The organism is Faecalimonas hominis, from assembly GCF_054660755.1.
Map to the genome: position 1 here is coordinate 34,243 of NZ_BAAHSH010000004.1, position 14,475 is coordinate 48,717.

Here is a 14,475-nt window from a genome sequence, read left to right on the forward strand (position 1 = left end):
ACACATAAGATAAAACATATTTTTGTTCCCGGCAACATATGGTAGTGGAAAAAGAAAAAAGGAGAATGGTAATGAGGTTTACAAAAATGCAGGCGCTGGGAAACGATTATATCTATGTAAATGCCATGGAAGAAAAAATAGAGAATCCGAGTGTGCTGGCGCAGAAACTAAGTGACAGACATTTTGGGGTGGGTGGTGACGGATTGATTCTGATTGACTTTTCTGAGAAAGCGGACGTTAAAATGAGAATGTTTAATGCGGACGGTACGGAAGGAGAAATATGTGGAAACGGTATCCGATGTGTGGCAAAGTATGTGTATGACAAGAAAATTGTCAAAAATAAAAATATTAAAATAGAAACTTATAATGGGATAATAGAAACGAAAATATTTCAAAAGAAATATTCGGAAACAATACTGGCGGATATGGGACAACCAAGTATAGGAGAAGAAAATAAAAAAATTGTAATGGGAGAGGAAGAGTATACAGCAGATTATATTTCTATGGGAAATCCACATTTGGTCGTATATGTGGACGATCCAAAACGAATACAGATGAAAGAATGGCAAGAGTATGAAAAAGTTAATGTAGAGTTTGTGACGGTTCTGAATAGGAACAAAATCAGCATGAGAGTGAAGGAAAGAGGTACGGGTGAGACGTTGGCTTGCGGAACAGGAGCGTGTGCGGCCGCAGTGTCCTGTATGAAAAAACAGTATGTGGATAATTATGTGGAAGTAGAAATGCCCGGTGGAAATTTGTTTGTGGAATGGGAAAAGGACAGCAATCATATATTCGCAGCGGGAGAAGCGAAAACCGTATTTGAGGGGGAGGTTGACATATGTTTGCCGTAAACGAAAATTATTTATCGCTGTCTCATGATTATCTCTTTGCGGAGATAAGAAATAGAGTGGAGGAATATAAAAAAAAGCATAGGGGAAAAGAGATAATTAGACTTGGAATAGGAGATGTTACGCTTCCCCTTATTCCAGCTGTAACGGAAGCGCTGCATAAGGCTGTGGAGGAGATGGGGAAAAAGGAAACGTTCAGAGGATACGGGGGCAGCAGGGGATATGAATTTTTGCGAAATGCCATAGCGGAAAATGACTATAAAAAAAGAGGGTGTCATATAACTGCAGATGAAATTTTTATATCGGACGGCGCCAAAAGCGACATAGGTAACTTACAGGAAATTTTTAGCAGGGAGAATAAAGTTGCGGTTTGTAATCCGGTGTATCCTGTATATACAGATATAAATATAATGGCAGGACGGGCAGGAAAGTATGATTCCCGCATAGATAAGTGGAGAAATATAATTTACATGGATTGTACAAAAGAAACAAATTTTCTTCCCGACATACCGAAGAGGGTACCGGATATGATTTACCTTTGTTTTCCCAATAATCCGACGGGAGCGGTGATGAAGAGAGAACGGCTGCAGGAGTGGGTTGATTATGCTAATCAGGTGGGAGCAGTCATCTTTTTTGATAATGCATATGAAGGATACATTTCGGAAAAAGATGTTCCACACACAATCTATGAGTGTGTCGGTGCAAGGACATGTGCCATTGAAGTGCGCAGTTTTTCAAAGAAAGCAGGATTTACCGGATTGCGTCTCGGAGCAACCGTCATTCCGAAAGAAATAAAGAGAAAAGGGATAACATTGCACTCACTTTGGGAAAGGCGGCAGGAAACAAAATATAATGGGACGTCCTATATTGTACAGAGAGCAGGGGAAGCGACATATACAAAAAAAGGACAGCGGCAGATTGATGAACAGATAGGATATTATATGCGTAATGCGGGGAAAATAAGGGAAACATTGTCGGAATTGGGCTATATGGCAGAAGGAGGGAAAAATTCACCATATGTCTGGCTGCAGACACCAAATCACATGAAATCGTGGGAGTTTTTTACATATCTTTTGGAAAATGCAAATGTTGTGGGAACTCCCGGCGTAGGATTTGGAATGGCGGGGGAAGGGTATTTCAGGCTGACCGGATTTGGAAGCAGAGAGGATACGGAGAAAGCGCTGCAAAAAATAAGTGCGTTACCTTTATAGGCAGCGCACCTGCAGTTCAGTAATATGCTCTTCAGTATTTTTTGACTGATGAATGTCAATCCAAAGCAGTTCCCGTACGGGACCTGCGGGAGTAAGATGATGTTCCTCTGCGTACCGGAATAATTGGGGGATATAAACGACATTTTGTTTACTTTTGCCCCTGTAGCAGAGAGTGAGGTAATATCCCTCTTCCAGATATTCTTTCCCGTTTCTATCTATTATAAAAACGTTTTCATAGTTACAAAAAAGTTTCTTATTGACGTTTTCGGCAGATATGGAAGAACCTATTCGGTTGTTGCCGATAATATATAATCTCTCTTCGTCCTTATTCAGTAACTGCTTAATTAATATATCCATTTCCTCATCGGTTTTGTAAGGGGAATGAATGACATGGCAGTACCGTTTCTCATAGTATACTTTCCGAATCTCACCGATTGGCTGTAAGACAGCATTGTGTATAGTCTGAAGGCGTTCTTCCACATTTTCTCTTAAATTAGCGAGTAGATTTAGTTTCTCGGTAATCACAGCCAACTCTTCGGTGAGAAGTTGTTCCGTAGAATGAATAGTTCTATTATTTAAGTAAGTTTTAATTTGTTCCATAGAAAACCCCAAACTGCGTAAATCCCGAATGACATTTAAACGCCAAAGTTCGTTCAGACTATAAAGACGATATCCTTTTTCACTTCGTGTAGGTGTGAGTATCCCTAATTTTTCATAGTAGCGCAGAGAATCTGTGCCAATATGATATAATTTTGAGATTTCTCCAATATGATAATATTTTTTCATAGACATTCTCCTTTGAAAAGGTGTTGACCTTAGTATTATACTAAGGTTTATGATAAATTGCAAAGGAGGAAGTAAAAATGACAATTATTCAACGAATTACGGACGGATTATCATGGAAAAAGATTTATTACATCATTATTGGAGCGATTATTTGTTCCTTTGGCATTTATAATATACATCAGCAGACAGGAGTGACGGAAGGCGGAGTTATAGGTACGATGCTTCTCATACACCACTGGATTGGGTTGGAACCGTCAGTGATTACTCCGATACTGGATATCAGTTGTTATATTTTTGCCTATAAATATTTGGGCGGGCGATTTTTAAAAATATCTTTTGTTTCCACATTAAGCGTTTCTTTTTTCTTTAAAATCTGGGAACAGTTTCCACCTGTTTTGCTGGATTTGTCCTCATATCCGTTTGTTTCAGCAGTTTTAGGAGGAATTTTTGTTGGAGTGGGAGTAGGTCTTATTGTACGTCAGGGCGGCTCAAGTGGAGGTGATGATGCCTTGGCATTGGCTATTTCAAAGGTGACGCATTGCAGGCTGTCAAAAGCATATATGTTTACTGACTTTACCGTGTTGATTTTATCACTAAGTTATATACCATTTAGCAGAATTATTTTCTCAATTATTACGGTGACAATCTCGTCGTACATCATTGATTTTGTACAGCAATTTGGAAAATATGAAGCGCTGGAATTGGAGGAAGGATAAAAATTTAAAAAATATTAAAAAAACAGTTGATTTTTGAAAAAAACCTGTTATAATTATTTGTTGTGTGGTTCAGTTACTTCACAACAATTAATGCGGAATGGTGTAATGGTAGCACAACAGACTCTGACTCTGTTTGTAGGGGTTCGAATCCCTTTTCCGTAGTCTTTAGATAAAATTGAATATATTAATGCGGAATGGTGTAATGGTAGCACAACAGACTCTGACTCTGTTTGTAGGGGTTCGAATCCCTTTTCCGTAGTTGTGAAAATTCTCGAAGTGTGGCTCAGTTTGGTAGAGCGCTACGTTCGGGACGTAGAGGTCGCGTGTTCGAATCACGTCACTTCGATTTATTTGAAGATAAGTTTTTGGATAAGATAACGGTTAAGGCGTTGTTTTATCTGAAAACTTATTTTTGTTTTTATATAAAAATGATAAAAATTTTGTTGATTCCCTGTATAAACTCCTGTTTCATGGAAACACTCGCAATAGATAAGGTGGTGGCAAACATGAGAATCCCCAAACATATTGCGATTATACCGGACGGAAACAGAAGGTGGGCAGTGCAGCATAAATTGGAGAAGAAGGACGGGTATCAGAAGGGACTGGATCCCGGCGTGCAGGTTTTGAGAAAGGCGAAAGAATACGGGATTTCGGAAATTACTTACTATGGATTTACAACGGATAACTGTAAGAGGCCGACGGAGCAAAAGGAGGCTTTTAAAAAGGCGTGTGTTGATGCTTTGCGTCTGATTAAAGAAGAAGGGAATGTTTCGCTTCTCGTTTTGGGAAATGCGGAGTCTGAAAATTTTCCGAAAGAACTTATACAGTACACAACGAGGCAGGAAATCGGAAATCCGGAGATAAAAGTAAATTTTCTGGTAAATTACGGCTGGGATTGGGACTTATCCGGTATTGCTCATAGAAAAGACGCATATTCTAAAGAAATATCAAGGATAGACTTAGTCATTCGCTGGGGGAATATGAGAAGGTTGTCCGGAATGCTTCCGATACAGTCAGTGTATGCTGATTTTTATGTTGTGGAAGACTTATGGCCGGATTTTGATGAGAGAGATTTCGATGCGGCGATTAGTTGGTATGATAAACAGGATATTACATTGGGAGGCTAAAAAATCCAAAACAATCCGCTTAAGCAAAGCGGGTTGTTTTGGATTTCTTTAAATGGATAATTCCATAATCGCGCTTGGTGAGACAGATACGTCTTTGTGCGTTTCCTGAAAACCTAAATGTTTGAAACAGTCCATGGCGTTTCTGTTTTGTTTATCGCAAGTCAAAATGATTTTACTCAGTTTTCGCAACCGGCACAGTTCAACATAGTTTTTTAGCAGGGAGGAAAAGATTTTCAGGCCTCTAAAGTCTTCGTGAATGTGGATTGTATCAAGATGCAAAAGATTATCAGATTCGATGATTTTAGAAAATCCTGCGAAGGTATAATCATACGATAATAAAAAGTATTCAAAATCATTGGATATATCTTCACATATTGTTTCCGGCAAAAGAGGAGCGTCCAAAAGTTCTTCCGTCACCGCACAGAGAGAATAGACGAGTTCTTCATTTGTCACAGGGATAATTCGTAAATGGTTCATACATATTTCTCCTTAATAGTTTATAGAAAATTTCCTTGTTGTGTCCGCTGGGACAATGGTATTATTATAATAGGATAGGAAAAAAGAAACAAGAGGTTTCGACAAAATGGAGGCGTGATGATGAGTGCGTTTGTAGAATTGAGAGATGTGAAAAAGATATATAAAATGGGGGAAGTGGAAATTCAGGCTGTGGCAGGAATTGATTTTAAGATTAATAAAGGAGAGTTTGCGGTTGTTGTCGGGGCAAGTGGAGCGGGGAAAACGACAGTTTTGAACATTCTCGGTGGAATGGACACTGCAACGAGCGGGGAAGTTCTCGTGGACGGCAATGACATAACAAAGTACAATAGGAAAAAACTGACTGCATACAGAAGAGATGACATAGGGTTTGTTTTTCAGTTTTATAATCTTGTTCCAAACCTGACAGCGCTTGAAAATGTGGAACTGGCGTTACAGATTTGCAAAAATCCTCTTGATGCAGAGAGCGTTCTAAAAGAAGTAGGATTGGGCGAAAGATTGAATAACTTTCCGGCACAGTTATCAGGAGGAGAGCAGCAGAGGGTATCAATTGCAAGAGCATTGGCGAAAAATCCTAAACTGCTCTTATGTGACGAACCGACAGGAGCGCTGGACTACAATACGGGTAAGGCGATTTTGACTTTACTACAGGATACCTGTAGAAAAAAAGGCATGACGGTTATTTTGATTACCCATAACTCTGCGATAGCGCCGATGGCAGACAGAGTTATACATATAAAGAACGGAAAAGTTTCCAAGGTAGAAGAAAATAGAAATCCGGTTTCAATAGAAGAGATTGAGTGGTAGATATAGATGAAGAAAAAAGCGTTAAGAAAAGATTTTTATATGGAGATAAAACGGAGTTTAGGGCGTTTTTTATCAATTTTTTTCATTGTGGCTCTTGGAGTTTCTTTCTTTGCGGGAATACGGGCGGCAGAGCCGGATATGAGATTTTCTGCAGATGAATATTTTGATGAACACCATTTGGCAGATTTGAAAGTGATGAGTACGTTTGGACTTACGGAGGAAGATGCAGAAGCCATTAGACAGGTGGAGGGCGTGAAAAAAGCAGAGTATGGTTACAGTACGGACGCCATATGTCAATTGGAGGACAGTGAGAAGGTAGTACATGTTATGTCGGATCTTCCCACAATGAATCAGCCAGATGTGTTGGAAGGAAGAATGCCTAAGAAAGACAATGAATGTTTTATGGACATTGATTTTATGAAAATGGCAGGATATAAAGTGGGAGATACGGTGCAACTGGAATCGGGAACGGAAGAAGGGTTAGATAAAACGCTTAAACATTCATCTTACAGGATTGTGGGAGCCGGGAGCAGTCCGTGTTACATTTCCTTTGAAAGGGGAAGCAGCACGATTGGTACGGGAGAAGTCAGCGGATTTATTGTAGTAACTCCTGAGACATTTTTGACGGAGGTGTACACCGAAGGTCTGATAGAAGTGGAAGGTGCGAAACAGGAGACAGCATTTACCGGAGAATATGATTCCAAAGTAGAGAAAGTGTCAGAGAAAATCAAGGAAATAGAAGATGTTCAATGCCGGAGAAGACAACAAGAGATTGTATCGGAAGCACAGGATAAGATTTCAAAGTCAGAAACAGAGTTGAATAAGGCAAAACAGACGGCGAAAGAGGAATTGGATTCGGCGCAGAAGACAATATCTGACGGTGAAAAAAAACTGACTGAAGGGAAAAAGCAACTTTCCGATGGGCAAAAAGCAATTTCAGAAGCAAAAAGTAAACTTTCCGGGAAAGAGAAAGAACTTTTGCAGGCAAAGAAAGAGTATGAGACAGGGATAAGTCAATTACAACGGGGAAAGGAAACTTTAGAGGCGAAGGAAAAAGAGTTTCAGAAGCAATATGCGGAAGCGCAGAAGGGAATACAGACACTGCAGGGTACGATAAAGACACTGGAAAAAACACTTGCGGAGCAGAGGGTGCAGTACAATATCATTCAAAAACAAATAGAAAGTCTGAATCCGGATATTCCGGAAGAAAAGGCACAGATAGAGGAACTGAAAAAGAAGCAGGCTGTTATAGCAAATGCCATTCAGAAAATGGAAGGGCAGGTATCCGCATTAAAAGGACAGTTGCAGGAAATAGAGGCGAAACTTTCTGCAGGTCAGACAGCAATCAATCAGGCGAAAAAGGAAATTGCACACAATGAAGAGATGTTGAAAAAAGCCGGAAAGCAGATTGCTGATGGGGAAAAACAACTGCAGCAGGGGAAAACAGAACTGACTTCAAAAGAGAAGGAATTCAAAAAAGCAGAAGAGGCAATCAAAAAAAGTGAGAAAGATCTGGCTAAAGGAAAGGAAGAATATCTCGCGGCAAAAAAAGAGGCGGACGCAAAGATTTCCGATGGCGAAAAGAAAATCGCAGACGCGAAAAAAGAAATCGGAACGATTGGAAAGCCAAAATGGTATGTAAATAACAGGGAAGTATTTCCGGAATACAGCGGTTATGGAGACAATGCGGAGAGAATTAAGGCGATTGGTAAAGTATTTCCGCTTATCTTTTTCCTTGTGGCAACTTTAATCAGTCTGACAACGATGACCCGTATGGTTGAAGAGCAGCGAACACAGATAGGAACGATGAAAGCGCTGGGGTACAGCCGTCTTTCGATTGCGGGAAAATACATTAACTATGCGTTAATTGCCACAGTGGGAGGAAGTATCGCAGGTGTTCTGATCGGAGAAAAACTATATCCGTATGTGATTGTTTTTGCATATCAGATTATGTATGTACATATGCCGAATATCGTTATTCCGTATAATGTGAAATATGCCGTTATGGCAACGGTGGCAGCGGTTGCCTGTACAATGTTTGCGACGATACTTGCCTGTTATAAAGAAATGGCGGAGCACCCGGCAGTGCTTATGAGACCGCCGTCACCAAAGCAGGGAAAAAGAGTATTTTTAGAAAAAATTCCGTTTATCTGGAAACGACTTAGTTTTATATGGAAATCTACTATCCGTAATCTCATTCGCTACAAGAAAAGATTTTTCATGACCATATTTGGAATTGGCGGCTGTATGGCGCTTATCTTGGTTGGGTACGGACTGAAGGATTCCATTTTCAGTATCAGTGTCATTCAATATGGGGAGATACAGAAGTACAATCTACAGTCACTGTTAAATGAAGATGCCTCAGATGAAGAGAAAAAGGCGTTGGAAACTTATAAGGAAACGCAAAGTGAAATAAAGGATTCCTTACAGATTTACATGAAAAATATCAAAGTGGGAAAAGGAAGTACGGAAAAGGACGTATATATGTATGTTCCGTCAGATACAAAGGAATTTGATAAATTTGTGACCTTGAAAGACAGAAAGACAGATGAAGAATATAAACTTACGGAAACAGGCGCGGTTTTAACTGAAAAAATGGCAAAGACATTAGATGTAAAAAAAGGTGATAAAGTCTATATCAAAGATGAGGACGGCAGGAAAAAAGAAGTTACTGTTACGGCGATATGTGAAAATTATATGGGGCATTACATTTATCTGACAAAAGGTATGTATGAAAAAATGTATGGAGAAAGTCCTTCATTTAACAGTGAACTTTACAAGTTAAAAAATGCAGCTGAGAAAACAACATTACAGATAGGTGAGGATATGCTGGAGACAAAAGCGGTAATGAATATGCAGTATACAGACAACCTCCAGACGCGAATTGACGATATGTTAAAAACTTTAAACAGTGTTATTGTTGTTCTCATTGTGGCGGCGGGAATGCTTGCGTTTGTTGTTCTGTATAATTTGAATAATATTAACATTACAGAGCGAAAGAGAGAACTTGCAACGATTAAAGTGCTTGGTTTCTATGACGGAGAAGTGGCGGCTTATGTTTACAGAGAAAATATTCTGCTGACTCTGATTGGCTCGATTGCGGGGTGTGGTATGGGATATTTACTGCATCGGTTTGTTATTGTGACCGTAGAAATTGATGATGTAATGTTTGGAAGAAATATAGACTTCGTAAGTTATGTGATTGCACTTTTATTCACATTCGGATTTTCAATTTTTGTAAACTGGGTAATGTATTACAAATTGAAGAAAATTAATATGGTGGAATCATTAAAAAGTGTGGAATAGAAAGTACAATTTAGAAAAACTTTATACTCTTTATAATTTTATTAGCACTCATTTAGAATGAGTGCTAATTTTCTATTGACATTTAAAAATAAGGGTATTAATATATCTGTTAGGCAATAAAAGAAAAAGGAGTTGTTATAAATGGGAGCAAAACACGGAAATCTTTCTATCAACAGTGAAAATATTTTCCCGATTATTAAAAAATGGATGTATTCTGACCACGATATTTTTGTTCGTGAGTTAATTTCAAACGGTTGTGATGCAATCACAAAATTGAAAAAACTGGATATGATGGGAGAATACTCTATTCCGGAAGACTATAAAGCGAAAATAGAGGTTGTTGTGAATCCGGAAGAGAAGACATTGAAATTCATTGATACCGGTATTGGTATGACAGCAGATGAAGTGGAAGAGTATATTACACAGATTGCTTTTTCAGGAGCAACAGAATTTCTTGAAAAATATAAAGACAAAACAACAGAAGATGATATGATAGGTCACTTCGGTTTAGGATTTTATTCTGCATTTATGGTTGCGGACGAAGTACATATTGACACACTTTCTTACAAAGAAGGTGCAACATCTGTACACTGGACTTGTGATGGCGGAACAGAATATGATATGGAAGAGGGAACAAAGGACACAGTAGGAACAGAAATCACTCTTTTCTTAAATGAAGATAGTGTAGCATTTTCTAATGAATACCGTGTAAGAGAAGTAATTGAAAAATATTGTTCCTTTATGCCGGTTGAAATTTTCTTATCTAAAGAAAATGCGGAACAGGAATATGAAACGATTTTAGAATCCGAACTTCGCGAAGACGATGTAGTTGTTGAACATATCCATGAAGAAGCGAAGATGGAAGAAAAAGAGAATGAAAACGGCGAAAAAGAGATGGTAGAAGTTTCTCCTGCTGTTGACAAGGTGAAAATCAACAAACGTTCCGTATCTTTAAGTGATACAACACCACTTTGGAGTAAACACCCAAATGAGTGTACAAAAGAAGAATATATTGATTTCTACAGAAAAGTCTTTATGGATTACAAAGAACCATTGTTTTGGATTCATTTAAACATGGATTATCCATTTAATCTAAAAGGAATTTTATATTTCCCGAAAATCAATACAGAATATGAATCTATAGAGGGTACAATCAAACTGTACAACAATCAGGTATTTATTGCGGATAATATTAAGGAAGTTATTCCTGAATTCCTTATGTTATTAAAAGGTGTAATCGATTGTCCTGACTTACCGTTAAATGTATCAAGAAGTGCATTGCAGAATGACGGATTTGTCAATAAAATCGCAGACTATATTTCTAAAAAAGTGGCTGATAAGTTATCGGGAATGTGCAAGACAGACAGGGAATCCTATGAGAAATATTGGGACGACATCAGTCCGTTTATCAAATTTGGCTGCTTAAAAGACGAAAAATTCTGCGACAAAATGAGCGACTACATTCTGTTTAAGAACTTAGAACATAAATATATGACGTTGAAAGACCTTGTTCCGGAAACGGAAAAACAAGAAAATGCTGAGGAGAAGTCTGAAGAAAAGGAAAAAACAACAATTTATTATGTGACTGATGAGCAGCAGCAGAGCCAGTACATTAACATGTTCAAAAAAGAAGGAATGGACGCGGTGCTTCTCACACATAACATTGATTCTGCGTTTATTTCACAGTTGGAACAGAGAAATGAAAACGTAAAATTCCAGCGTATTGATGCGGACTTAACAGAAGGACTTAAGGAAGAAGTTTCAGAAGAAGATGCAAAAGTATTGGAAGAAAAGAAAGAGACATTGACGGAAGTCTTTAGAAAAGCGTTATCAAATGATAAATTGTCAGTAAAAGTGGAAAAACTGAAACATGAAAATGTAGCGGCGATGGTTACATTATCAGAAGAATCTAGACGTATGCAGGAAATGATGAGAATGTACAATATGTACGGTATGGATCCGTCTATGTTCGGAACAGACGTAACACTTGTGTTAAATGCGAACCACCCGTTAGTACAGTATGTATTGGAGAATAAAGACGGTGAACATACACAGATGTTCTGTCAGCAGTTGTATGATTTGGCGATGTTAAGCAACAAACCGTTGAATCCTGAAGAGATGACGGCGTTTATCAACAGAAGTAATGAGATTATGATGTTGTTGGCAAAATAATAGAATAAGTTGAATATTTAAAGGCGTTGAAAGAAATTCATGTGAATTATTTCAACGCCTTTTGCTATATCCCTACGAATTACTTTGGTTAATATTACTGAAAATGTAAAAAATAAGTCATAAAAATTGACATTAATCGACAAAAACAATATAATTAATAAAAAATATAACTTATGAGGAGGAAGTAGTATGGCAAAATTTTGTACGAAATGTGGAAGAAAATTAGAAGAGGGCGAAGTTTGTACTTGTCAGCAAGAGAATAATAATTATTCAGAACCTCAGAAAGTGGCAGCAAATGAGGTTGAACCACAGACAACCGAACCTCAGCCGGAAAGATGGGACGGAGGACAACAGACAGCAAATCAGACACAAAATGAAACAGTAAGTCAGACGAGCGAGAAGACAAAAGAAGCAGAATGGATTAGCCAGAAGAGTACAATTGTCGTGAATGAGACGAAAAATGTATTTGCTAAGATTATTCCGCTTCTGAAGCACCCTGTTACCGAGACAAAGAAAATTGCAGACGGAAAATCGAGTATACCGGGGATTGAATTTATAGCAATCAAAGCAGCGGTAGTTCTTATTTTTACAATTATTATGCTTGCAAAAATGGATTCGGCATTAGGCGGGTTTGTGGAGATACCAACAGTAACCATTATTATCATGGCAATTCTTTTGACACTTGGAGCAGATTGCCTTGAAGCGTTAATGTTAAAAGTATTTTCAGGTGTGCTGAATGGTGTGACGGAGCAGAGTGCAATGCTCTCGGTTGTAGGGACAAGAGCGCTATATGAAACATTGATTTATATTGTGGCAGGAATTGTATGTTTTATATCAGCCAATTTCGGAATTATTATTATAGCGTTGACATCAATTTTATTACCAATAGTTGAATTTGGAAGTTATCGTGTACTTGTACAGACAAGTGAGGACCGCAAAGTTTACGCATATTTTATTGCAAAAGTAATTATGGCGGTTATTTCTTACATTGTGATTTATCTGTGTGGAAAAGAAGTTTTATCAAGTATATTGGGAACTTTGATGGGTGGTTTATTAAACTTTTAGCATTTTTTAGAACGAGGAGTTGACATATGGGAGGAAAGAAAAAAATAGTTGCCATTTTGCTTGGCATCGTAGATGTACTACTCATAGTTGCACTTGTACTCACTTTTTTTATAGCGGGAAACGAGGGAAAATCAGTCAAAGCAAATTGGAACTCAGATTTTAAGCCAAATGCTTCAAGATATGAGGAAGTGGACGAGACAAAAGAATATAAAGCGGATAAACAGATTGCGTTTGATGGAAAGAAAATTACCGCTGCGGATAGTCCGACAGAGAAAAATGTTACGGAACCACAGTCGGAACTGGTATTTCCTGACAGTGATAAAACATTGCTTACAGATGAGATGATTAATGAGAAAGTGAATGATAAACAGACGCTGAGACTGGCAATCAATGAAATTTATGCCCGACATGGTTATCAGTTCACATCGGAAGAATACATAAATCATTTTAATCAGTTTGACTGGTATAAGAATATGACAAAAGAGCCGGATATGAATAAAGTTAGTGCAGGTTTTTCAGAAATTGAAAAGAAAAATGTGGAAAAATTGCAGGCATATTCAGATGCGAAAGGCTGGTCGTAGGGGGTGAAGAGATGTTTTGTCCAAATTGTGGAACGAAGTGCAATGATGATGATTTATTTTGTGGAGAGTGCGGTACTTCCTTGGCGGAGTATAGAGAGGAAGAGACTGACAGTGCAGCGGCGGTCAAAGAGGCAGATGAACAGTTTGAGAGAATTGTGGAGATGCCTGAAAAGAAACCGAAGGGTTCTAAAATCAACTTCCTTTTAATCGGAGAAATATTAGTTATGGTGGCAGTGCTGGTTGGTATCTATTTCTCATTAGATAAAAAATATTCGGCAGAGACAACGGCGCTGGAATACTGGAAAGCAAAATCCGACTGTGAGTGGAGCAAAGTATATGACTACTACTCTTTTGGAAATGAAAAAGAGTTAAGCAAGCAGATGTATGTAAACGCACATTCACAAGATAATGAGACGATAAAATATCAATCGGTTACAGCAAAAAAGAATGGAGGGCAGAAAGACTCCGATTCTGTTACTTGCGGAATAACTTATCGTGAGTCAGGAAGCGGAAAAGAGGAATACGAAACAGTTTCACTTGTAAAAGGTGAGAAGAAGTTTCTATTTTGGAATGAATGGAATGTTATTCCTACAGATGAAGTTGTAGATGACTGGAGTCTGACTGTTCCTGAAAATGCAACGGTGAAATTAAACGGCGAGGAAATAAAAGAGAGCAAGTCCTCCGGAAGAGAAGGTATGAAAAAAGTTACAGCCCCTAGTCTGTTTCAGGGACAGTATCAGTTGGAAGTATCAGAAGAGGGAATGGAACCATACCGGGATATCATACAGATAGATTCAAATACACTGGGTGAGCGTATTGAACTTGTTCCGAAGGAAGAAGAAAAAGAAAAACTGGCTGAACAGTTTGGAAAAGATTTGGAGAAGATTTTAACTGCAGCGGTTTCCAAAGAAGATTTCAGCAAAATGAAGGAAATATTCTCAGAAGAGGCTATGAAACGTTCTTTCGTTAAATCTTCTTATGAAGATCTCTACCGAATTATGGATACGGAGGGAGTAGTTATCCAGTCTTTTAATATAGTTGATGTCAAATTGACATTGAATAATTATTATGAAAACAAACTGACCTTTGATGTTTCGATGAAGATTAAAACAACTTATAAGCGTTTTTGGTCAGAACAGATGGAAACAGAAGAAAAAGAAAACAGTGGAACGGTGACTTATGTCAAGGAAGAAGATGGTTGGAAATTACAAAGTCTTCCAATATCATATTACGATCTAATCTATTAAACAATCTCTACCTTTTTTTTCTTTTTTTTTTTTTTTTTTTTTACTTATTCTCCTTTCCGTTTTCTTTTCTCTCTTCCCTTACTTTTTTTTTTTCTTCTTTTTTCTTTTTTCTTT

At 38.0% G+C, this 14,475-nt stretch carries 12 protein-coding genes and 3 tRNA genes; 13 read left to right on the forward strand and 2 right to left on the reverse strand.

The window, feature by feature from the left end; all coding sequences use genetic code 11:
* Positions 1–71 precede the first annotated feature (71 nt).
* Entirely contained in the window at positions 72–851 is a 780-nt protein-coding gene (gene dapF, locus ACYQ35_RS00720) for a diaminopimelate epimerase (RefSeq protein ID WP_009462362.1), read from the forward strand.
* A complete protein-coding gene (locus ACYQ35_RS00725) occupies positions 839–2,059 on the forward strand; it encodes an LL-diaminopimelate aminotransferase (protein WP_009462364.1) in 1,221 nt (406 codons plus the stop codon). Before dapF ends, ACYQ35_RS00725 begins: the two co-directional genes overlap by 13 nt.
* Here the strand turns inward: ACYQ35_RS00725 and ACYQ35_RS00730 are convergent.
* Positions 2,054–2,845, reverse strand: a complete 792-nt coding sequence (locus tag ACYQ35_RS00730; protein ID WP_459829169.1) for a MerR family transcriptional regulator — start codon at positions 2,843–2,845, stop codon at positions 2,054–2,056. The genes ACYQ35_RS00725 and ACYQ35_RS00730 overlap by 6 nt on opposite strands.
* Before the next feature lie 77 nt (positions 2,846–2,922).
* Between ACYQ35_RS00730 and ACYQ35_RS00735 the strand changes: the two genes are divergently transcribed.
* The 5 genes from ACYQ35_RS00735 (at position 2,923) to ACYQ35_RS00755 (ending at position 4,688) form a co-directional block, all read left to right on the forward strand.
* The gene (locus ACYQ35_RS00735) at positions 2,923–3,561 is read left to right on the forward strand and encodes a YitT family protein (RefSeq protein WP_009462367.1); all 639 of its coding nucleotides are present in this window, start codon (positions 2,923–2,925) and stop codon (positions 3,559–3,561) included.
* A gap of 91 nt (positions 3,562–3,652) precedes the next feature.
* Positions 3,653–3,723, forward strand: a tRNA-Gln gene (locus ACYQ35_RS00740).
* A gap of 26 nt (positions 3,724–3,749) precedes the next feature.
* Positions 3,750–3,820 (forward strand) — tRNA-Gln (locus ACYQ35_RS00745).
* A 13-nt stretch (positions 3,821–3,833) separates the two neighbouring features.
* Positions 3,834–3,907, forward strand: a tRNA-Pro gene (locus ACYQ35_RS00750).
* A gap of 160 nt (positions 3,908–4,067) precedes the next feature.
* The gene (locus tag ACYQ35_RS00755; protein WP_009462369.1) at positions 4,068–4,688 is read left to right on the forward strand and encodes an undecaprenyl diphosphate synthase family protein; all 621 of its coding nucleotides are present in this window, start codon (positions 4,068–4,070) and stop codon (positions 4,686–4,688) included.
* A gap of 48 nt (positions 4,689–4,736) precedes the next feature.
* On the opposite strand, the gene ACYQ35_RS00760 is transcribed toward ACYQ35_RS00755, so the two are convergent.
* Positions 4,737–5,165, reverse strand: coding sequence for a GNAT family N-acetyltransferase (locus tag ACYQ35_RS00760; RefSeq protein ID WP_009462371.1), 429 nt, complete (start codon positions 5,163–5,165; stop codon positions 4,737–4,739).
* Positions 5,166–5,285: 120 nt separating this feature from the next.
* Between ACYQ35_RS00760 and ACYQ35_RS00765 the strand changes: the two genes are divergently transcribed.
* The 6 genes from ACYQ35_RS00765 to ACYQ35_RS00790 all read left to right on the forward strand — a co-directional run bounded on the left by ACYQ35_RS00765 (position 5,286) and on the right by ACYQ35_RS00790 (position 14,361).
* The gene (locus ACYQ35_RS00765) at positions 5,286–5,990 is read left to right on the forward strand and encodes an ABC transporter ATP-binding protein (RefSeq protein WP_459829174.1); all 705 of its coding nucleotides are present in this window, start codon (positions 5,286–5,288) and stop codon (positions 5,988–5,990) included.
* Between the two features lie 6 nt (positions 5,991–5,996).
* Entirely contained in the window at positions 5,997–9,296 is a 3,300-nt protein-coding gene (locus tag ACYQ35_RS00770; RefSeq protein ID WP_009462373.1) for an FtsX-like permease family protein, read from the forward strand.
* 141 nt (positions 9,297–9,437) lie between these two features.
* Positions 9,438–11,468 (forward strand): molecular chaperone HtpG, encoded by a 2,031-nt coding sequence (htpG, locus tag ACYQ35_RS00775; protein ID WP_459829177.1) that lies wholly within the window; start codon positions 9,438–9,440, stop codon positions 11,466–11,468.
* 189 nt (positions 11,469–11,657) lie between these two features.
* Positions 11,658–12,533, forward strand: coding sequence for a hypothetical protein (locus tag ACYQ35_RS00780; protein ID WP_459829180.1), 876 nt, complete (start codon positions 11,658–11,660; stop codon positions 12,531–12,533).
* Positions 12,534–12,559: 26 nt separating this feature from the next.
* Positions 12,560–13,114 (forward strand): YARHG domain-containing protein, encoded by a 555-nt coding sequence (locus ACYQ35_RS00785; RefSeq protein ID WP_009462376.1) that lies wholly within the window; start codon positions 12,560–12,562, stop codon positions 13,112–13,114.
* An 11-nt stretch (positions 13,115–13,125) separates the two neighbouring features.
* Positions 13,126–14,361 (forward strand): zinc-ribbon domain-containing protein, encoded by a 1,236-nt coding sequence (locus ACYQ35_RS00790; RefSeq protein ID WP_459829185.1) that lies wholly within the window; start codon positions 13,126–13,128, stop codon positions 14,359–14,361.
* Positions 14,362–14,475 lie beyond the last annotated feature (114 nt).

Excerpts from the sequence above, each read along its gene's own strand:
- ACYQ35_RS00790 (WP_459829185.1), top strand. The coding sequence starts at position 13,126 with ATGTTTTGTCCAAATTGTGGAACGAAGTGCAATGATGATGATTTATTT.
- ACYQ35_RS00725 (WP_009462364.1), top strand. The coding sequence starts at position 839 with ATGTTTGCCGTAAACGAAAATTATTTATCGCTGTCTCATGATTATCTC.
- dapF (WP_009462362.1), top strand. The coding sequence starts at position 72 with ATGAGGTTTACAAAAATGCAGGCGCTGGGAAACGATTATATCTATGTA.
- htpG (WP_459829177.1), top strand. The coding sequence starts at position 9,438 with ATGGGAGCAAAACACGGAAATCTTTCTATCAACAGTGAAAATATTTTC.
- ACYQ35_RS00780 (WP_459829180.1), top strand. The coding sequence starts at position 11,658 with ATGGCAAAATTTTGTACGAAATGTGGAAGAAAATTAGAAGAGGGCGAA.
- ACYQ35_RS00785 (WP_009462376.1), top strand. The coding sequence starts at position 12,560 with ATGGGAGGAAAGAAAAAAATAGTTGCCATTTTGCTTGGCATCGTAGAT.
- ACYQ35_RS00735 (WP_009462367.1), top strand. The coding sequence starts at position 2,923 with ATGACAATTATTCAACGAATTACGGACGGATTATCATGGAAAAAGATT.
- ACYQ35_RS00755 (WP_009462369.1), top strand. The coding sequence starts at position 4,068 with ATGAGAATCCCCAAACATATTGCGATTATACCGGACGGAAACAGAAGG.
- ACYQ35_RS00760 (WP_009462371.1), bottom strand. The coding sequence starts at position 5,165 with ATGAACCATTTACGAATTATCCCTGTGACAAATGAAGAACTCGTCTAT.
- ACYQ35_RS00765 (WP_459829174.1), top strand. The coding sequence starts at position 5,286 with ATGAGTGCGTTTGTAGAATTGAGAGATGTGAAAAAGATATATAAAATG.
- ACYQ35_RS00770 (WP_009462373.1), top strand. The coding sequence starts at position 5,997 with ATGAAGAAAAAAGCGTTAAGAAAAGATTTTTATATGGAGATAAAACGG.
- ACYQ35_RS00730 (WP_459829169.1), bottom strand. The coding sequence starts at position 2,845 with ATGAAAAAATATTATCATATTGGAGAAATCTCAAAATTATATCATATT.